At 58.6% G+C, this 19,837-nt stretch carries 15 protein-coding genes and 4 tRNA genes; 5 read left to right on the top strand and 14 right to left on the bottom strand.

What is annotated here, in order from left to right; translation table 11 throughout:
• Window positions 1-58: 58 nt before the first annotated feature.
• The 6 genes from kdpA to ACW5W8_RS09055 all read right to left on the bottom strand — a co-directional run bounded on the left by kdpA (window position 59) and on the right by ACW5W8_RS09055 (window position 10,446).
• Window positions 59-1,753, bottom strand: coding sequence for a potassium-transporting ATPase subunit KdpA (gene kdpA, locus ACW5W8_RS09080; protein ID WP_498627465.1), 1,695 nt, complete (start codon window positions 1,751-1,753; stop codon window positions 59-61).
• 358 nt (window positions 1,754-2,111) lie between these two features.
• A complete protein-coding gene (gorA, locus tag ACW5W8_RS09075; protein ID WP_498627464.1) occupies window positions 2,112-3,461 on the bottom strand; it encodes a glutathione-disulfide reductase in 1,350 nt (449 codons plus the stop codon).
• A 76-nt stretch (window positions 3,462-3,537) separates the two neighbouring features.
• Entirely contained in the window at window positions 3,538-5,505 is a 1,968-nt protein-coding gene (locus ACW5W8_RS09070; protein ID WP_498627462.1) for an ATP-binding protein, read from the bottom strand.
• Window positions 5,506-5,623: 118 nt separating this feature from the next.
• On the bottom strand, window positions 5,624-8,704 hold the full coding sequence (locus ACW5W8_RS09065) for a multidrug efflux RND transporter permease subunit (RefSeq protein WP_498627461.1): 3,081 nt from the start codon (window positions 8,702-8,704) through the stop codon (window positions 5,624-5,626).
• Window positions 8,705-8,719: 15 nt separating this feature from the next.
• Window positions 8,720-9,853, bottom strand: coding sequence for an efflux RND transporter periplasmic adaptor subunit (locus ACW5W8_RS09060; protein WP_498627459.1), 1,134 nt, complete (start codon window positions 9,851-9,853; stop codon window positions 8,720-8,722).
• On the bottom strand, window positions 9,850-10,446 hold the full coding sequence (locus tag ACW5W8_RS09055) for a TetR/AcrR family transcriptional regulator (RefSeq protein ID WP_498627458.1): 597 nt from the start codon (window positions 10,444-10,446) through the stop codon (window positions 9,850-9,852). The genes ACW5W8_RS09060 and ACW5W8_RS09055 overlap by 4 nt, the downstream gene beginning before the upstream one ends.
• Before the next feature lie 232 nt (window positions 10,447-10,678).
• On the opposite strand from ACW5W8_RS09055, the gene ACW5W8_RS09050 reads away from it, so the two are divergent.
• The 5 genes from ACW5W8_RS09050 to ACW5W8_RS09030 all read left to right on the top strand — a co-directional run bounded on the left by ACW5W8_RS09050 (window position 10,679) and on the right by ACW5W8_RS09030 (window position 11,831).
• Window positions 10,679-10,755 (top strand) — tRNA-Arg (locus tag ACW5W8_RS09050).
• A 50-nt stretch (window positions 10,756-10,805) separates the two neighbouring features.
• Window positions 10,806-10,881: transfer RNA gene (locus ACW5W8_RS09045), tRNA-His, on the top strand.
• A 20-nt stretch (window positions 10,882-10,901) separates the two neighbouring features.
• Window positions 10,902-10,987 (top strand) — tRNA-Leu (locus ACW5W8_RS09040).
• Window positions 10,988-11,063: 76 nt separating this feature from the next.
• Window positions 11,064-11,140: transfer RNA gene (locus ACW5W8_RS09035), tRNA-Pro, on the top strand.
• A gap of 175 nt (window positions 11,141-11,315) precedes the next feature.
• On the top strand, window positions 11,316-11,831 hold the full coding sequence (locus ACW5W8_RS09030; RefSeq protein WP_216960166.1) for a ricin-type beta-trefoil lectin domain protein: 516 nt from the start codon (window positions 11,316-11,318) through the stop codon (window positions 11,829-11,831).
• Between the two features lie 34 nt (window positions 11,832-11,865).
• Here ACW5W8_RS09030 and ACW5W8_RS09025 read toward each other — a convergent pair whose 3' ends face one another.
• From ACW5W8_RS09025 to ACW5W8_RS08990, 8 genes are all read right to left on the bottom strand, one after another.
• Entirely contained in the window at window positions 11,866-12,681 is an 816-nt protein-coding gene (locus ACW5W8_RS09025) for a Cof-type HAD-IIB family hydrolase (protein WP_498627499.1), read from the bottom strand.
• 89 nt (window positions 12,682-12,770) lie between these two features.
• Window positions 12,771-13,811, bottom strand: a complete 1,041-nt coding sequence (locus ACW5W8_RS09020; RefSeq protein WP_498627457.1) for an alpha/beta fold hydrolase — start codon at window positions 13,809-13,811, stop codon at window positions 12,771-12,773.
• Window positions 13,811-14,470, bottom strand: a complete 660-nt coding sequence (locus tag ACW5W8_RS09015; protein ID WP_498627456.1) for a CatB-related O-acetyltransferase — start codon at window positions 14,468-14,470, stop codon at window positions 13,811-13,813. The genes ACW5W8_RS09020 and ACW5W8_RS09015 overlap by 1 nt, the downstream gene beginning before the upstream one ends.
• A complete protein-coding gene (gene trmH / locus ACW5W8_RS09010; protein WP_498627455.1) occupies window positions 14,470-15,198 on the bottom strand; it encodes a tRNA (guanosine(18)-2'-O)-methyltransferase TrmH in 729 nt (242 codons plus the stop codon). Before trmH ends, ACW5W8_RS09015 begins: the two co-directional genes overlap by 1 nt.
• A 45-nt stretch (window positions 15,199-15,243) precedes the next feature.
• Window positions 15,244-17,361, bottom strand: a complete 2,118-nt coding sequence (gene spoT / locus ACW5W8_RS09005; protein ID WP_498627454.1) for a bifunctional GTP diphosphokinase/guanosine-3',5'-bis pyrophosphate 3'-pyrophosphohydrolase — start codon at window positions 17,359-17,361, stop codon at window positions 15,244-15,246.
• A 131-nt stretch (window positions 17,362-17,492) separates the two neighbouring features.
• Window positions 17,493-17,768: a DNA-directed RNA polymerase subunit omega gene (gene rpoZ / locus ACW5W8_RS09000; RefSeq protein WP_005307060.1), complete on the bottom strand. Its 276-nt coding sequence runs from the start codon at window positions 17,766-17,768 to the stop codon at window positions 17,493-17,495.
• Window positions 17,769-17,847: 79 nt separating this feature from the next.
• On the bottom strand, window positions 17,848-18,474 hold the full coding sequence (gene gmk / locus ACW5W8_RS08995) for a guanylate kinase (protein WP_005357125.1): 627 nt from the start codon (window positions 18,472-18,474) through the stop codon (window positions 17,848-17,850).
• Between the two features lie 300 nt (window positions 18,475-18,774).
• Window positions 18,775-19,830 (bottom strand): glycosyltransferase family 9 protein, encoded by a 1,056-nt coding sequence (locus ACW5W8_RS08990; RefSeq protein ID WP_498627452.1) that lies wholly within the window; start codon window positions 19,828-19,830, stop codon window positions 18,775-18,777.
• Window positions 19,831-19,837: the final 7 nt, after the last annotated feature.

Raw genomic sequence — 19,837 nt, 5'->3', positions numbered from 1 at the left:
CCCAGCATCAGATAGTTGGCCATTGGCATCCGGATGGTGATCGACAGGGTCAGGTTCATCAGAATGCACCTCCGATCAGACTCAGATGTTCGGCCACCGGGCCCAGAGCCAGCACCGGCAGGAAGGAGAGGCCACCTATCAGCAGGACGGTGATGATCAGCAGTGTAACGAACAGCGGGCCGCTGATGGGGAAGTCCCCTTCGCTTGTCTCCTGACGGGGCGCGCGGGCCAGCTGACCGGCGATGGCCAGTACCGGAATGATGTAGCCGAAGCGACCGAGCAGCATGGCCAGACCGATGGCGATGCACTGCCAGTTGTCACCGGCGGCAAAACCGGCGAAGGCGGAGCCGTTGTTGCCGGCAGCCGAGGCGTAGGCATAGATGAGGCGTGACAGACCGTGCGGGCCATCATGGCCGATGATGGTGCTGGCATCCGGCATCAGCAGGGTGACACCACCGATCACCAAAACCCCCACCGGCATGACCAGTATGCTGGCGACGACCCACTTCATTTCGGTGATGCCGAGCCGTTTGCCCAGATAGGTCGGGGTACGACCCACCATCAGACCGCACAGGAAGACGGTGAGCAGCACGAACAGCATCATGCCGTAGATGCCGGCACCCACGCCGCCGAACACCACTTCACCCAGCAGCATGTTGATCATGGCGACCATGCCGGAGAGAGGGGCGAAGCTGTCGTGCATTGAGTTGACCGAGCCGTTGGAGGCGGCAGTGGTCGCCACTTCCCAGATACTGGAGAGCACTGGGCCGAAGCGGCTCTCCTTGCCTTCCCAGTTGCCAGTCATATTGCTGGCGTCAGTGGTGAGCTGGGCGATGGCCGGATCCAGCTTCATCTCCTGAGTGATGGAAACGAAGAGTCCCAATGCCAGCATGATGGTCATGGCAATGACGATAGCGCGGCTGTGGGCCATGTCTTTCACATAGCGGCCCAGAGTAAAGACCATGGCGGCGGCGATGGTGAGCAGGGCGACCATCTCCAGCCAGTTGGAGAGGGCTGTCGGATTCTCGAACGGATGTGCCGCGTTGATGCCGAAGAAGCCGCCGCCGTTGGAGCCGAGCTGCTTGATGGCAATTTGCGAAGCAGCCGGGCCGAGCGGCAGCAGCTGCTCCTGACCTTCCACACCGTGGAACGGCAGATAGGCGGAGAGGCTTTGCGGCACCCCTTGCCACACCAGCACCAGCGCCATGATCAGCGCGATGGGCAGCAGCACATAGAGGCAGAAACGCACCAGATCCTGCCAGAAGTTGCCAAGGTTGATGGTCTGCTGACGGGCGATACCGCGGAACAGGGCAATGGCGACGGCGGCGCCCGTCCCTGCGGAGACGAAGTTCTGGGTGGTCAGGCCCACCATCTGGCTGAAGTAGGAGAGGCTGGCCTCACCGGAATAGGCTTGCCAGTTGGTGTTGGTCATAAAGCTGACCGCGGTGTTGAATGCCAGTTGCCAACTCAGACCCGGCAGTTGTTGCGGGTTGAGGGGCAGCAACCCCTGCGCCATCAGGATCAGGAACAGCAGACCGAAACCGGCGCCGTTGAAGGCCAGCAGGCTGAGGGCGTAGGACTTCCAGTCCTGCTCCCGTCCATCGGTGCCACAGCAAGCCAGCGTGGCGCGCTCGACCGGAGCCAGCCAGCGGATTTTGCCTTCAAATACCCGGTAGATGTAGTTGCCCAGCAGCGGTGCCGGTAGCAGAACCAGCAGCACGAAGGCCACCGGATAGATTATTTCTTGCCACATGTTCTAGTTCCTCACTCGTGACTGCGCGTGAGTGCGCGCAGCAGATAGACCATCAAGGCGAGGACCAGCAGCAGATATAGCCAATTCATATCGACTCCATTGAGATAATTAGCTGCGAGAGCCGATGTAAGAGCGTATCGACTCTGTTGGTGTCATTGACGCTGAAAAGGGTATGTAAAACAGGCGTAAAGGCGCCATAAAGCGCCATGTGGCAGGCGTAAAATCGGCGTAAAGAACGACGGATTTGCGAGAGAAATAGCGAGGAGGGATCAAAAAACCCGGCCTGAGCCGGGTTTGGGAGAAGGGGTTAGATGGTTGTCGAAGCCGGCTGCTCGTGACAGGCCAACTTCATCTGCCCTTAACGCATAGTGACGAACTCTTCTGCACTGGTCGGATGGATAGCAACGCAGTTGTCGAAATCAGCCTTGGTGGCACCCATCTTCATGGCGACGCCGAAACCTTGCAGGATCTCGTCCATCGCAAAGCCGATGCCGTGCAGACCGACCACCTTCTCTTCCGGGCCGACACAGACCAGCTTCATCCGGGTGGGCTGGCGATGCTGGGTCAGCGCCGAGTACATGGCGGTGAACTGGCTGCGGTAGACCTTCACCTGATCTTCGCCGTATTCGGCGATGGCTTCCGGTTCGGTCAGGCCGATGGTGCCGATGGGCGGGTGGCTGAACACCACGGTCGGCACCAGATCGTAGTTGAGGTGCTCGTTCGGCTTGTTGTTGAACAGCCGCTCGGAGAGGCGACGGCCGGCAGCGACGGCCACCGGGGTGAGCTGGATGCGACCCGTGTTGTCACCCACCGCATAGATGTTGGCGACGGAAGTGTTTTGGAACTTGTCGGTCGGGATAAAGCCCTTCTCGTCCAGCGCGATGCCTGCGGCGGCCAGATTGAGGTTGTCGGTAGCCGGTACCCGGCCGATGGCCCAGATCAGGCAGTCGACGGTGAGGTGGCGACCATCTTCCAGTTGCAGGGTCAGGCTGTTGTCTGCGTTCTTGAGCACGGCTTTGGGAATGGCGTGGGTGTGCAGCTTGGGCCCTTCCTGCGCCATGATTTCGACCAGAGTCTCGTGGATCATGGGGTCGAAGTTGCGCAGCGGCGCGTGCTTGCGCACCACCAGATGGGTCTCGGAGCCGAGTGCCTGCATCACGCCAGCGATCTCGACGGCGATGTAGCCAGCACCAACCACGGCAACCCGCTTGGGTTGGCTTTGCAGATCGAAGAAACCGTCGGAGTCGATACCCAGCTCGGCACCCGGGATCGCCGGAATTTCCGGGCGGCCACCGGTGGCGATCAGGATGTGATCGGCGGTGTATTGCTCGCCATTAACCTCGATGGTGTTGCTGCTGACGAAGCGGGCGAAGCCCTTGATGACGGTGATCTGGTTCTTGCCCAGCACGTTCTGATAGGACTGGTGGATGCGGCCGATGTAGGCCTGGCGGGACTCGACCAGCTTGGCCCAGTTGAAGTGGTTGAGGGTGGTGTCAAAGCCGTAGTCGGCGCCATATTTCAGGGCATCGGCGATCTGGCCTGCATACCACATGGCCTTCTTCGGTACGCAGCCTACGTTGACGCAGGTTCCACCCAACTCTTTGGCTTCAATCAGGGCAACTTTCTTACCGTACATGGCAGCCCGGTTGGCAGAGGCGATACCACCGCTGCCGCCGCCGATGGCGATATAGTCAAAATGCTGTGCCATTGCGAGGTTCTCCGCTCATTAAGAATGCAATCACAGCATGATGGGGATAAAGCGGCTGGCTCACAAGAGCCAGCGCTTAGTTATGTTGGATCGGCAGGCGAATATGAAACTGGGCGCCGTTGTCCGGCTCGCTGACGCAGTTGATGCGACCGCGCAGCAGTTGCACCACCAGGTTGTAGATGATGTGAGTACCGAGCCCGCTGCCACCCTGGCCCCGCTTGGAGGTGACGAAGGGATCGAAGATGCGCGGCAATATTTCGGGCGGGATGCCGCGACCGTTGTCCGAGTAGTCGATAAACAGCTCCTCTCCCTGTTGCTCCACCTTGATGGTGATCTTTTTCGGCTTATCCCAGTTGTCGAAACCGTGGTTGATGGAGTTGAGGATCAGGTTTGAATAGATCTGGGTAAAACTGCCCGGGAAGGAGAAGATCGACAGCTTGGGATCGCACTGGATATCGACCTCGCACTGGGCCTTTTTCAGTTTGTGGCCGAGAGAGACCACCACCTGATGCAGGTTGTCGGCGAGGCTGAAGTTGTAGCGCGCTTCCGATGACTGGTCGACAGCCACCTGTTTGAAGCTGGCAATCAGCTCGGAGGCGCGCCGCAGGTTGCTCTGCAGCAGCTGCATCGACTCGTCGAGGTTGACGGTGAACTCGTTGAGATAGGAGCGCGACAGCTGCTTGGAGTCGATATGGGACTTGAAGTCGGCGACCCGCTCCTGCAGGTAGGAGGAGGCGGTCACGCTGATACCGATCGGAGTGTTGATCTCGTGTGCCACCCCGGCTACCAGCGAGCCGAGGGAGGCCATCTTCTCCGACTCCACCAGGGTTTGCTGGGCCTGTTTCAGGTCGTCGTACGCCTTGCCCAGCTGGTTGTTGGCTTCGCTCAGGCTGCGGGTACGTTCAACCACCTTGCCTTCCAGCTGTTCGTTGAGCTGGATAATCTCCCGCTCGACCTTCTTCAGCTGGGTGATGTCGTAGCCGAAGCCGATCTGGTACTTGAGGTTGGGACCATCGTAGAAGGGGACGAAGGTCCACTGCAGCACCAGCTCGTGGGCTTCCTGGTCATGCATGATGACCTCTTTGTCGGCCAGTGAGCCTTCTGCTGCCAGAATATTATTCAGTTCGCCGCGCTGGGCTGGGCTGACAAAGATATCCAGCCAGTTGTGTTGCAACAGCTCCTGTTGATGGTAGCCAGTCAGCAGTATGGCTGCTGGGTTGATGCTGGCGATGGTCAAATCTGGCTCCATGCAGCAGATGACCATGTTGGCGGAGTTGATCAGGGTGGCGGAGAAGTCCCGCTCATGTTGCAGCTGTTCGGCCGCCTGATGGCGAGCCAGCAGCTCATCGCGCAGCCGGGTGCGCATCTGGTTGAGGGTGGAAACCAGGGTATCCAGCTCATCGGCTTTCTTGCGTGGCAGCGGGCGGCCTTCCAGCTCCAGCTCCATGTCGAGCCGATCGAGGTTGAACTTCTGGGCGTAGTTGGCGATGCGGTTGATGTGCCTGACCACCAGATAGTAAATGATGATCAGGATGCAAAATGAGACCACCAGGGTCTTGATGGTCTGGCTGACCATGATCAGCACCGATTTTTCGATGAGGCGCTGGTAGATCTGCTCGAGAGAGGCGGCAACGAACAGCTTGCCGACGATTTCACCCTGATAGGTGAGGTTGAATTCGCGGGAGATATCATAGCTTTCCCGCTCGACCCCCTGGGTCAGCAGCGGGACTTCGGAGTTGCCGAGCATCTCCTTGACCATCACGAACTGCATGTTGGGCAGGTTCATGATCCCTTCAATTTGCACTTTGACCTGCTCTTCATCCAGGTTCCACAAGCTGGCAGCGATGGGTTGCAGGAACGAGGCCTCGATCTGGCCGATGCTGTCTTCGATGACGGCAACATCCTTGCGGTAATCCCAGGCGAGTTGTAGCGCCGTAATGATCATCGCCAATACGGTACTGCACACCAGAATGTAGGAGAGCAGGCGATATGAGAGTCCGTTGCGGCCTACGGCCCTGGCGGTCTTGGAGAAGAGTCCTGACATGGCGTCCTTGCGGTCTGGATGTGGTGTTTTTTAGTTTAACTGCTTCATGCACTTATGTCGTCTTTCCTGCGAAGCATAAAAAAGGCCCCGATACGGGGCCTTTGAATGTGATTGATGATTAATGTCCGCCGTTTGCTTTGGGCGGAATGGTTTCATCGAATACCGGCAAGGGTTTGTGCTCGGAAGCCAGATAGGTGTAGATCACCGGCAGCACGAACAGGGTGAACAGGGTACCGATGGCAAGACCGGCCACGATGACGATACCAATGCTGAAACGCTGTGCCGCACCGGCACCTGTGGCGTAGAGCAGCGGGATCAGACCGGCAATCATGGCGGCCGTGGTCATCAGGATTGGACGCAGACGCACCTTGGCGGCCTGCATCACGGCTTCCATTCGGTTCATGCCGCGCAGCAACTGCTCTTCCTTTGCTACTTCACAGATCAGGATACCGTGCTTGGTAATCAGACCCACCAGAGTGATGAGGCCCACCTGGGAGTAGATGTTCATGGTCGCCATACCCCATGCCAGGGCAATCAAGGCACCGCTGATGGCGAGCGGTACAGAAACCATGATGACCAGCGGGTCACGCACCGACTCGAACTGGATTGCCAGCACCAGGAAGATGATCGCCAGTGCCAGCGCGAAGGTGGCATAGAGCGCATTGCCTTCGGTGACGAACTGACGGGCTTCACCCATGAAGTCGTAACGATAGCCTTGTGGCAGCTTCTCGTCGGCGGTGGTCTGGAACCAGTTGATCGCATCACCCATGGCCACGCCCGGCGCCGGAACGGCGCCTATGGTGGCGGAGTTCAGCTGGTTGAAGTGGGGCAGGGCACGGGGCTCGCCAACCACTTCAATGCTGATCAGACTGCCGAGCGGGATCGACTTGCCGTCGGCGGCCCGCACGTAATAGCCCTTGATGGACTCCGGATTGAGGCGGTATTTGCGCTCGACCTGCGGGATCACCTCGTAGGAGCGGCCATCCAGGTCGATACGGTTGACGTAACCGTCCGCCATCATGGTGCCCATGGTGATTCCGATATCCTGCATGGTGATGCCGTAGGCACCCGCCTTGTCCTTGTCGATGCGGATCTTCATGGTGGCGGAGTCGTAGTTCAGATCGAGATCCGAATAGACGAACTGACCGTTACTCTGCGCCGCTGCCAGAATTTCACCAGCCACCAGGAACAGGCTTTCGAAGCTGTTCGGGGTGGTGATGACGAACTGGATCGGCAGACCACTCGATGCACCCGGCAGTTCCGGGAACTGGAAGGTGGTGATGGCCATACCCGGAATGTCTTTCACCAGATTGGCGACCCGGTCCAACACCTCTTTCTGGCTCGCTTCACGCTGACTCCAGGGCACCATGGAGGCGATACCGAACGCCTGGTTGGCGTTGAACACCCCTGAGAAGACCTGGGAGAAGGCGATCTCGGGCTGGTCGTCCAGGATCTTGTTCACATCCGCCATGGTGTTTTCGATGTAGTCCAAGTTGGCGTTGGACGGTGCGGTACCCAGCACGGCCATTACCCCCTTGTCCTCTGACGGTGCCAGTTCGCTCGGGATGAACTTGAACAGCAGCGGCAGGCTGGCGAAGACGATGACGGCGAACACCACGATGACGGGGCGCTTTTTCATCACGGCGTGCAGCATGCTGTCGTAGCGATCGGTCATCCGTTCCAGCAGGTGGTGGACTGTGCTCTCGAATTTGCCCGGCTTCTCGTTGGCCTTGAGCATCTTGGAACACATCATCGGGGACAGAGTCAGGGCGATGATGCCCGAGACGAACACGGCGCCAGCCAGGGTCAGGGCAAACTCCTTGAACAGAGAGCCGGTGATACCCCCCATCAGGGCGATAGGGGCATAAACCGCGGCCAGGGTAACCGTCATGGCGATAACCGGCACCGCAATTTCACGGGTACCGATAATGGCGGCCCGGAACGGCTCTTCCCCCTCCTTGATATGGCGGTCGACGTTCTCCAGCACCACGATGGCGTCATCCACCACCAGACCGATCGCCAGCACCATCGCCAGCAGGGTCATCAGGTTTATCGAGAAGCCGAACATATCCATCATCATCACTACGCCGATAAGACTGAGCGGAATGGTGATGATCGGGATGATGACCGCGCGGAACGAACCGAGGAACAGGGTGATGACCACCAGAACGATGGCGGCTGCCTCCAGGATGGTCTTGATAACCTCGTGGATGGACTCGTTGATCGCCACGGTGGAGTCATACATCACGTTGAGATGCATGGTGCTCGGCATATTGCGCTCAAGGCTCGGCAGCAACGCCAGCACATCGTGGGCGATGTTGATGGGGTTGGCTGTCGGCGCGGCGTTGACCGCCATGACCACCGCTTCGCGGCCGTTGGCGCTGGCGCGATAGATGTCGTGGCTCTTCTCGAGGGTCACCTTGGCAATATCGGAAAGGCGGATCACCTTGCCATCACGGGTAGCAACGACCAGACGCTTCAGCTCGTCGACATCCTTGACCTGGGTCTCGGCGTTGCCGTTGAACAGGGTGAAGTAACCGGTCGCCTGACCTGTCGCGGACTGATAGTTGTTGCTGTTGAGCACCGTCATCACGTCGCTGGCAGTCAGGTTGAAGGCCGCCATCTTGGCCGGATCCAGCCATACCCGCAGGGCAAACTCGACACCGCCGTAGAGGTCAACCTTGGAGACCCCGCCGACAGTAAAGAGCTGCGGCTTGATAACCCGCTCCAGATAGTCGGTGATCTGGCTGGAATTGAGCTCCGGGCTGGTAAAGCCGAGGTAGAGCACCGCGGTGGTTGAACCGGTGGAGGAGGTGACCGACGGGTCTTCCGCCTCTTTCGGCAACTGGGAGCGTACCGAGTTCACCTTCGCCAGGATGTCGGACAGCGCGGCGTTGGGGTCGGTGTTGAGCTTCATGTACGCAGTGATGGTGGAGCTGCCCAGCTGGCTGGAGGAGGTCATGAAGTCGATGTTGTCGGCTTGCGCGACCGCCTGTTCCAGCGGCTGGGTGATGAACCCCTGGATCAGATCAGAACTGGCGCCATAGTAGCCAGTGCTGACGGTGATCACCGTGTTGGTCACCTCGGGGTATTCCCGTACCTGCATCTTGAAGATGGCCTGAAAGCCCAGCAAGGCGATCAGGAAGCTGAGCGAGATCGCCAGCACAGGCCGTTTTATAAATATGTCAGTAAATCGCATCGCAGATCTCCGCGCTTACAGCATCGGGGTTTGTGCCGGAACGGCCAGGGCATCGTTCTCGACCACATGCACCTTGGTGTCGTTGCTCAGGCGAACCTGACCCGACAGTACGATCTGGTCACCGGCCTGGATGCCGGAGAGCACATGCACATCGTTGCCACGGCGCTCACCGGCCTTGACTACTACCTGCTTGGCTCGCAGCACTTTCACCTTGTTACCTTCTTTGTCCGTCTCTTCGCCCTCTTTGAGCACGTAGACGTTCTGACCGTAAAGGGTGAAGGAGATAGCGGTTTGCGGGATCACCATCTGATCTTTCACCGTCGGCAGAATGATGCTGGCACGGGCGAACATACCGGAACGGAGCTGACCGTCGTTGTTCGGGATGTCTGCCTGTACCTGGATCAGGCCGCTCTGGAAGTTGACCGCAGGCTCGATGGCGGTGATGTGACCATCAAACTGGGTTTGCGGATAGGCATCCACATTGATCTTGATGGTCTGGCCCAGAGTGATTTTGGAGATATCGGTCTGGGGCACGGTGAAGCGCAGGCGCATCACGCTGGTATCTTCCAGCCGCACGATATCGGTACCCGGCTGCAGATACTGGCCGAGGAAGACGTTACGCAGGCCAACGACACCGCTGAACGGCGCGCGAACTTCACGGCGGGTAATGGTCGCCTTCAGGCTTTCGATATCCGCTTCCAGCGAGCGATAGGCCGCTTCCGCCTCATCCAGCTGTTCTTTGGAGATGGAGCTGGTCTTGTAGAGGTTCTGGAAACGCTCGAACTTGGCCTTAGCCGCCGGCAGCTTGGCCTGGGAGGCCCGCAGATTGGCCCGTTCCACGGTGGAGTCCAGGCTCAGCAGCAGCTGGTCAGCCTTGACCGGTTTGCCTGATTCGAAGGTGATGGCGTCAATGGTGCCGGCCAGTTCGGTGGAGAGGGTCACCCCCTGATTCGGCTCGATGAAGCCGATCGCTTCGATGGTCGGTACCCAATCCTGCGCCTTGGTCACCATGGCGGTGACAGGGAACTCGGGTTCCGGCCGGTTGGCCATGTACTGGGCAATCATCTTCTGTTTGAACAAATTGAAGCCGATGACGCTGCCAAACAAGGCGATCGCTATCAGCAACATAATGGCCATCCACTTTTTCATGAACAGGCTCCTGAGGTGGAAAGATTGGGGGATAAAATGGCATTCCAGCTGGCCCGGATTGCTGTTTCCAACTGCGATTCGGTCAGCGTGATGTGATGAACCCTGCACTGCAGGGCCAGATGCATGACACTGTCCAGACTCAACACCTGGAGTGCCCGTATCGGTAAATCAATAAACAATCCTTGTGCCACGCCCTGTGCAAAGAATCGGTCCAGCGGTGCCCAGGCGGCCAGGATGGCTGGATTGGTCTCCAATTCTGCCCCTAGCGGAGAGCTCTCGTACTGCAATTTGCACCGGATAGCGTTCGGTTCGTTAACAAAAATGGCATGAATATTGAGCCATAATTGGCGAAATTGTTGAAATGAAACTTTATCGATCTCTACATCGGCCATGACCATGGGCACACACTGCAAGATAGTGTGCTGATGCAGCTGGCGGATCAGATCATCCTTATCGCCGAAGTAGCGATAGATGGTGCCGGTGGCAACATTGGCCTTTTTGGCTACTTCCGCAATCGACAGACCATGAAAACCCCGTTCACCCAGCACCTCATGGGCCGCGTTGAAGATGCTCTCTTTTTTATCCAGAATCATCAGTGTGACTTTCGATTGAATGAACGTTCATTCATTCTAGATGGGCATCAAGTCAAGTCAAGGCAGCAAGGCGATTTGCGGTGGGAATCAGCCCCTTTTCCGCGGATTGCAGGGGCGTTGTGGAAGAAAATTGCGCAATGCGCTTGAAAAAGCAACGGTTGGCGCAAGATGCCAAAAAAAGTGTAGACAATCATGCCCCCCGTTATTATTATTCGCCCCGTTCGACAGCGTAGCGCCCGTAGCTCAGCTGGATAGAGCGCTGCCCTCCGGAGGCAGAGGTCACAGGTTCGAATCCTGTCGGGCGCACCATCAAAAGTGCGTCGGTTAAACGGGCGTTGTTGTGGAACGAAACAGCTGTGGTGGCTGTAGCTCAGTTGGTAGAGTCCCGGATTGTGATTCCGGTTGTCGTGGGTTCGAGCCCCATCAGCCACCCCATTTTACAGCTTGTCAGGTACGCGAAGGTGGCGGAATTGGTAGACGCGCTAGCTTCAGGTGTTAGTGCCCCCCGGGTGTGAGGGTTCGAGTCCCTCTCTTCGCACCATACTTGCTGTATGACGAGGATGACTATCAGGTCGTCTTTGTTTTTTTGAAGTAAACTATTTTGAAAGAAATAGCCTCGGTGATTAGCGCAGTCCGGTAGCGCATCTGGTTTGGGACCAGAGGGTCAAAGGTTCGAATCCTTTATCACCGACCACATTTAGAAAAACCTCGCTTCGGCGGGGTTTTTTGCTTTCCGGCCTCCGCTCAGCACTCTCTCCCTGTTACGTCTGTTTACACTCTATTTGGGCAGCACGCCCCGCCTTTCGGTTATGCTTCAGCCTCGAGTCACTGACAACCGGATGTCATCGGCCCATTTCAGGCATTTTTCCATGAATAACAAAATTTCCTTTGCTTGCTCTCCCGCCCTGCTGGCTGCCTTGCTGCTGGGGGGCTGTACCATCAAGCCGCCATCCACCGATGTGATGATGGGCTCCATTGCATCGCAACCGCAGGAGGAGCGTTCTCTCTCCCCCTTGCTGACCAGCGGTGATTTTTGCGTTGCGGTGTCCCAACAGAAGGTGTTGGCACAACCTTGCAGCGGAAAAGACGATCAACTGTTCGAGTGGGATCTGGGAGAGTTGCGCCTGCAGGATCTCTGTTTGCAAGCCAAAAATGACAGCGAAGTGATGCTGGCACCCTGTGACGGTCAGGCGCAGTGGGAGTGGCAGAAAGACAAGCTGTTCAACAGCAAGGTTTCCCGCTGCCTCGATGTGGCCGGGCGACGTCATACCCCCGGCACGCCACTGCGGCTGGCCGAATGCTACGGCGGAGCGAACCAGAGCTTCAGCTGGCAGCGGCCCAATCCCTGGCTGGAAACACTGAAAAAACAAAGCCTCACATGGTGAGGCTTTGCTGAATCGGATCTCGGGATGAAGAGGATCAGGCTGCGCTGACGCTCTCCAGCTCGAACAGCTTCTCCAGATAGACGGCGACGCCATCTTCGTCGGAGGTGAGGGTCTGCTCATACTCCGGCAGCGCCATTTTCAGGCGGTCATGGGCGTTGCCCATCACGATACCGCGTCCCACCATGGTCAACATCTCGAAGTCGTTCATGCCATCGCCGAAGGCGATCGCCTCCGACATGTCGAAACCGTTCTGCTCCAGCACAGCACGCACCGCATTGCCCTTATGCACCCCGGCGTGCATCACTTCGAGGCAGTCTGGCAATGAGAAGGTGACGTTGAGCTGGTCGCCGTAGCGCTGGTTGAGGTGCGCCTCGATCTTCAGCAGTTTCTCGTGGTCGCCGATGTAGAACACCTTGTTGATCTTCTCTTTCGGTTCCTGCTTCAGGTCATCGACCAGACGGTAGGTGAACCCTGACTCGTCGTGGAAGCTCAGCAGCCAGGGCAGCTCCTCTTCCACCACCCAGTCATCCCCCTGATAGACGTTGAGGTGGATGGAGGGATCGCGCTCCAGCGCAATCAGTTCGGCGGCGATCTCGGCCGGCAGCGGCTGGTTGAAAATCAGCTGATCCTGTTTGTCATGGACCACGGCGCCATTGGAGGTAATGAGGTTGATGTCCATCCCCAGCGCATCGCGGAAGCTGCGTACGTCAACGTGATGACGGCCGGTGGCGACCACGAATTTCACACCGTGTGCTACCAGGCGGTGCAGGGTATCCCGGGTACGGGAAGAGATCTGGTGCTGCTTGTTGAGCAGAGTGCCATCGAGATCGGATACAACTACCTTGAACATCATTACCTCGGCATCAATTGAAAACAGGGGCAGTTTACCTTAGCCCGCACTGTCACCCCATTTATTTAGGGTTACAAAAAATAGCCAGCTCAGAAGCGGGCGAAAAATTCAGCCATAGCAGTCAGGGCGGGCTGGCGCTTGTCATCCGTCTCCATCAGCAGTTCATGCCAGGCACCCTCGATACGCAGCGGCTTGCCCCCTTCGCATTTTGCCAGAGAGCAGAAGCGATCCTGGGCGGCATTATCCACAATCTTGTCGTCGCCAGCCTGCAGCACCAACAGCGGGGTCTTGATGGAGCCCGCATCGGCGATAGCGGCATCGGCGCCAGTGATCCCCTGATAAATCCAGTGGGCGGTGGCACCCCCCAGCTTGATCTGCGGGTGCTGCTCGTAGAGCTGGCGGAACGCCTGATAGCGGGGTTGGCTGTGAGTCAGTTCGTTATCGGCAAAGCCGTGATCCTGATAGGCGCCCTGACCGGGACCGTAGGGGGGCTCGCCGATCCAGCCGCCGACCGTGCCAATGGTGGCCGCCAATCCTTTGGCCAGCCACTTGGGCAGACCGCCGAGATTGATGCCCAGCATGGGGGAGGAGAGCACGGCCGCCTTGATATCATCGGGCCAGCGTTCCAGATAGCGTGCCGAGATGGCCCCCCCCATGGAGTGAGCCAGCAGGAACAGCTTGGCAGGTTGGTCCGCCATGATGATTTGGTCGTGAAACTGCTTCAGATCGACCACATAATCGTCGAATTGGTCGACATATCCCTTCTGCGGGTCATCCAGCATCCGATCGGACATCCCCTGGCCGCGATGGTCGATGAGATAGAGGCTGTAGCCCTGACGCCAGAGATCCCACGCCAGCTCCTGATACTTGAGGTAGCTCTCGACCCGGCCATTGACGATGAGGATGGCGCGATCAACCTTCTCCTGCCGCAGCGCTGCATAGCGTATTGTCACCCCATCCTTGCCCTTGAACTCCCCCTCAACCGCATGCTGGCGCCAGAAGTCAGGCAGAGTTTGCTGGTAAAGAGCGGGCACATCGGCTTCGCTGGTGAGCGGATAGGAATTGGTCACGGCAAGGGCTCCGGCAGAAAATAGGGTCAGGGCCAACAGGGGAATAGAGAGGGGTTTCATCAGGCACACTCCTGTTGCCAATGATGATAAAGGGCGGCGATATCCCCCGAGCAGAGCAGCGCCATGCTGGCTTGCAAGCGGGGCAGGGGCCAGTCCCACCACCGCATCTCTTGCAACATGGCGATCTGCTCATCGCTGAAGCGGTGGCGGATCGATTGGGCCGGGTTGCCGCCGACTATGGTGTAAGGGGCCACATCCTTGGTCACCACGGCGCGGGTGGCGATGACGGCGCCATCACCGATGGTGATGCCGGGCATGATCATCGCTTCCGAGCCGATCCAGACGTCATTGCCGACCTGGGTATCCCCCTTGCGTTGAAAGCCGCTCTGCACCCCTTCGCCAAAGGTGTCGGGGTTGAACGGAAAAGTGGAGACCCAATCCAGTCGGTGGCCCTGATTGCCTGCCAGCATGAAGGTAGCGCCCGAGCCGATGGAGCAGAACTTGCCGATGATCAGCCGATCCACCTCGCCCCAGAGGCCGCTCTCCCAGGTGTCGCGGGTCGAGCCATCGCCGAGCAGGTAGCGTACGCAGTGATCCTCAAACGGTTTGCCGTGGTAGTAGCCGGAGTAGTAGCTATAGTCGCCAGCCTCTATGTTCGGGTTGGTCAGGTGATCCCGGATGATTTTGGACTCCAACCAGCTGCCAAAAAAATTTTCCATTATTTTTCCTCCAGATAGTTATCTTCACTCTGCGCCCACCCTTTGCGGGTCAGCTGCATCCGTTGCCACCACTCTTTGTCCGCCAGAATTTCACCGGCCGGGCCGAGCTGGGGGTAGGGCATCTCTTTCTCTTTGCAGAGCTGGGCATAGATGGGATAACCCCCTTCGAACAGAATGCTGTTCTGCTCTTCCAGAGTGAGCGGGCAGCCACGCTGATAGCAGCCAGCCAGCTCACGCTGGCGCTGCGCCTCGTAGAGGATGGCGGCAGCGGCCACCGAGACGTTGAGGGATTGCACCATGCCCACCATGGGGATGACGATATGGTGGTCGGCCAGCGCCAGCGCCTCTTCACCGATGCCGTGCTTCTCCTGACCCACCAGAATGGCGGTCGGTTTGGTGTAGTCGATAGCGCGAAAATCGACGGAGCTGTCGGAGAGGTGGGTTGCCAGGATCTGCATGCCGGAGGCTTTCAGCTCGGCTACCGCGCTGCCGATATCCGGGTGCAGTTTCACATCCACCCAGTTCTGGCTGCCGCGGGCGGTGCCCTTGCGCTTGTGGATCCAGGTTTTGGGCCAGACGGCGTGTACCCGGTGGATACCGATGGCATCGGCAGTACGCACGATGGCGGCCAGATTGTGAGGTTTATGGACCTCTTCCATACAGACGGTCAAATCGAGCTGACGCTGGGCCAGCATGTCGGTGATGCGCTTGAAGCGTTCGGGGGTCATGGTTGTCTCTTAAAAAGCAGCAGGCGGCTTGCGCCGCCTGTGTGATCAGTTCTTTTGCCGGCTCACCTTGAGCACGTTGGGCATGACGCGGATCTTGCGCATGATGTTGGCCAGGTGGATGCGGCTCTTGGTGGTGATGAGCAGGCTCACCTGATAGACCCGGCCATCCTTCTCTTCGGTGCTGATGGCGTGAATGTTGGCGCCGGTGGCGGCAATCACGTTGGCCAGCTCGGCCAGCGCACCCTGATGGTTGATGATCTCGATGCTGATGCCGGTGCGGAACTCCTGTTCCTGCTCCTTGTCCACTTCCCACTGCACCGGCAGATACTTGTCCGGCTCTTTGCTGTAGCCCTTGATGTTGCGGCAGGCTTCCTGGTGGATCACCAGCCCCTTGCCCGGGCTGATATGGGCGATGATGGCATCCCCCGGGATCGGTCGGCAGCAGTTGGCGAAGGTGACCAGCATGCCGTCGGCACCCTTGATCGGCATCTTCTTGCTGCTGGACTTGGGTTGCTCTTCCGGTGGCAGTTCATCCCCCAGCATGCGGCGCGCCACCATGACGCTCATGGCGTTGCCGAGGCCCACATCGGCCAGCAGCCCCTGCAGGTTCTCATGCTTGGTATCGGCCAGCACCTGCTTGATGCGCGGCTCGGGAATGTCTTCGATATTCTTGGCGCCCAGCGCATGGTTGAGCAGGCGGCGACCCAGCACCACCGACTCTTCAGTGCGCAGGTTCTTGAGGAACTGGCGGATCTTGGAGCGCGCCTTGGTGGTCACCACGAAGTTGAGCCAGGCCGCGTTGGGGCGGGCGCCCGGTGCCGTGATGATCTCCACGGTCTGGCCCGAGTGCAGCGGGCTGCTGAGCGGGTAGGGGTGGCGGTCGACCCGCGAACCGACGCAGGCGTGGCCGATGTCGGTGTGCACCGTGTAGGCGAAGTCCACCGGCGTGGCGCCCGCGGGCAGCTCCATGATGCGCCCTTCCGGCGTGAACACGTAGATCTCGTCGGGGAACAGGTCGGTTTTGACCCCCTCGATAAATTCAAAGGAGCTGCCAGCACTCTGCTGCAATTCCAGCAGGCTCTGCATCCAGCGCTGGGCGCGGATCTGGGCAGTGGTGCCCGAGCTGTCGCCATCCTGTTTGTAGGCCCAGTGGGCGGCAACCCCTTTATCTGCCATCTGATCCATGAATTCGGTACGGATTTGCACCTCGACCGGCACCCCGTGCGGCCCCACCAGCGAGGTGTGCAGCGACTGGTAGCCGTTGGTCTTGGGGATAGCGATGTAATCCTTGAAGCGGCCGGGACGCGGCTTGTAGAGGCTGTGCATCTGTCCCAGCACCCGGTAACAGGTATCTATGTCCTTCACTTTGACCCGAAAGGCGTAGATATCCATTACCTCATGAAATTGCAGCTCTTTTTTCTCCATCTTGTTGTAGATGGAGAAGAGGTTCTTCTCTCGGCCACTGACCTGATGTTCGATCCCTGCCTCACGCAGGCGCCCGCTGATTTCACTCTGGATGGAGTCGATGATCTCGCGGCGATTGCCACGGGCGCGGCGCACCGATTCGCGCAACACGCGGGATCGCATCGGATAGAGTGCCTCGAAGCCCAGCTCTTCCAGCTCGTTCTTCATGGTGTGAATACCGAGGCGGTTGGCGATGGGGGCGAAAATCTCGAGGGTTTCCCGAGCGATGCGGCGGCGCTTGTCCGGTCGCAGTGAGCCCAGGGTGCGCATATTGTGGGTGCGGTCGGCCAGCTTGATCAGAATGACCCGGATATCCTGGGTCATCGCCATCACCATCTTGCGGAAGTTCTCGGCCTGCGCCTCTTTGCGATCGCGAAATTTCAGCTTGTCGAGCTTGGAGACCCCGGCCACCAGTTCTGCAACCGCATTGCCAAACTGTTCGGCCAGATCGGCCTTGGTGACAGAGGTGTCTTCGATGACGTCGTGCAGCACGGCGGCCATCAGGGTTTCATGATCGAGGCGCATGTCACCCAAGATTCGGGCAACGGCTACAGGGTGGGTAATATAGGGTTCGCCACTGGAACGCATCTGGCCCTGGTGGGCATCACGGGCCACCACATAGGCTTGCTTGAGCTTCTCAACCTGCTCTGGCGGCAGGTAGGAACTGGCTATTTCTTTAAGGTTTTCAAATAAATACAAGACAGTCCCCGCAGCGGTGAAACGGCAATTCGTGGAATTGAGGGTATAGCCCTGAGTTTGCGAGGTTTTCGAGCGGTTGTAAATGGGGATGAACAGTCGGCACCCGGGCGGGTGCCAACCGGGGGAATTACTTAACCGCGGCCTTCGGCGATGGCAGCAACGGCAGCCAGCTCGGCGGCTTCCTGCTCTTGCTGCTCGTAGCGGTCCTGGGTGTCCATCACTTGATTGTTCACCAGACCCAGCTCGATCTCACGCAGGGCGATCACAGTCGGCTTGTCGTTCTCTTCGTCGACCAGGGGATCTTTGCCTTGTACCGCGATTTGACGAGCGCGGCGCGCGGCGACCAGCACCAGGTCAAAACGGTTACCTACCTGTTTTACAGCATCTTCTACAGTAACGCGTGCCATGCAGGACTCCAGTGTTTGGGCTTTCTGTATTTAGAAAAGCAGTGTTTAAAAATGACGCAAAAGTTTACTTGTTTTTGGCTTACTCTGCCAGTAGCTGTTGCAGCAAGTTTTTTTGCGCCTGTTGCTGGTGACGCATCTCCAGCCGTTGGCACTCAATAATGGACCTGAGTTGGAACAGCGCCTGCTCGAAGTCTTCATTGATAATGACATAGTCATACTCGTCGTAGTGCACCATTTCGGCAATGGCTTTCGCCATCCGGCCGGCAATCACTTCGGCGCTGTCCTGACCGCGCCCAATCAGGCGGCGTTCCAGCTCTTCGCGGCTGGGGGGCAGGATGAAAATGGATTTGGTCGGCATCTGCTCGCGGATCTGGCGAGCACCCTGCCAGTCGATGTCGAGGAATACGTCGATCCCCTTGGCCAGACAGGCTTCGATGGCGGCGCGTGAGGTGCCGTAGTAGTTGCCGAATACTTCGGCCCACTCCAGAAAATCACCGCGCTCGATCAGCGCCTTGAACTCTTCCACCTGGACGAAGTGGTAGTGCACGCCATGCTCCTCGCCCGGGCGGGTGGCACGTGTGGTGTGGGAAACCGATAGCTGCATCTTGCCCGCAGCGTTATGTTGGGTCAGCAAGGCATTGAGCAGACTGGATTTACCCGCGCCGCTCGGAGAAGAGATGATATAGAGAGTGCCTTGTTGCGCCATGTTATTACCTTTAATCGAAACCGCTGTTTTGGTTGTAGCAGAGGCCGCCGTCTTGTGCCCGAAAGGGAGACAGCCAAACGCAAAACGCGGAAAATTATTGAGTCAGGAGGATGTAAAGGCGGCGAATTTTACCAGAATGCGGCGAATAAAAAAACGGCCGGAATCATATTCCAGCCGATCAAAGTATTCGTAGCTTGCTGCGGGAGCGTAACCCACATCAGCCTGCATTGTGCCTTTGGGGGCGGGCAGGGGCCATCAGGTTATCCCTGCCTGATGGCTCGGAATTCCCGAGTTGCCCTGTCAGCACGGCAACTGGCGATCGGCGCAGAGCCGGTCGAAGGCAGCGATCACCTGCTCGTGGGTGATCTTGGCCATGGCCTCCGGGTCCTTGAGGCGGGTGCGCCAGCTCAATTCGGCCAGCGGTTTGCCGGTCTTCTGCTCGACCAACTCCTGATAGATGCTGACCACGTAGTCGCGGCACAGATAGGGGCCGGTGCGCGCCGGATTGTGGTGGGCATAGAGGCCGATCACCGGCGTGCCGACAATGGTGGCCATATGGGTGGGGCCGGTATCGGGGGCCAGTACCAGACTCGCCTCGCCAATCAGTGCCAATAGCTGCTTGAGGTTGGTCTGCCCCACCAGATCGACCGGCTTGCTCTGGCTTAAGCGCTGGATGTCGGCAGCCAGATCCCGCTCCAGCTTGGCTGGGCCGCCACAGAGATAGACCTGAAAGCCCTTGTTGGCGGCGTGATCCGCCAGCGCGGCATAGCCTGCGGCAGTCCAGTTCTTGAACGCCTTGCTGGCGGCGGCGCAGATCAGCAGAGTCGGTTTGCCGCCAATCTTCTCCCTTGCCCACGCCTGATGTTCGGCGCTGATGGGCAGTTGCCAATCCGGGGTCAGATCCTTGATGCCGAGCTCTTTGGCGAAGGCGAGGAAACCGTCCAGCACGTGGGGGGAAGCGGGGGATGGCACCTTGTGGTTGGTGAACAGCCATTGACCGTCGTTGGCCCGTTCCAGATCAAACCCGAGTTTGACCTTGGCCTGGATGCCGAGGGTGGCGATGCTGGCCCGCATCGCCGCCTGCAGGTGGAGCAGGGCATCGAATTTGCGCCCCTTGAGGGTCTGCCAGAGATCGCGATAGCCGCGCCACCCCTTGCTCTTGTCGAAGGGGATTATCTCGACCCCGGGCAGATCGGCAAACAGGGTTGCCTCGATCTTGCCGGTGATCCAGGTGATGCGGGTCTGTGGCCACTCCCGCTGGATGACGCGCACCAGCGCCAGTGCGTGGCAGCAATCCCCGATGGCGGAGAGCCGCAGGATGCAGATAGAGGAGGGTGGCGTTTGAAATAGCGGCATGTTGTGG

The sequence above is a fragment of the Aeromonas aquatilis genome (assembly GCF_054052405.1).
This window is presented reverse-complemented; position numbering and strand designations above follow the sequence as displayed.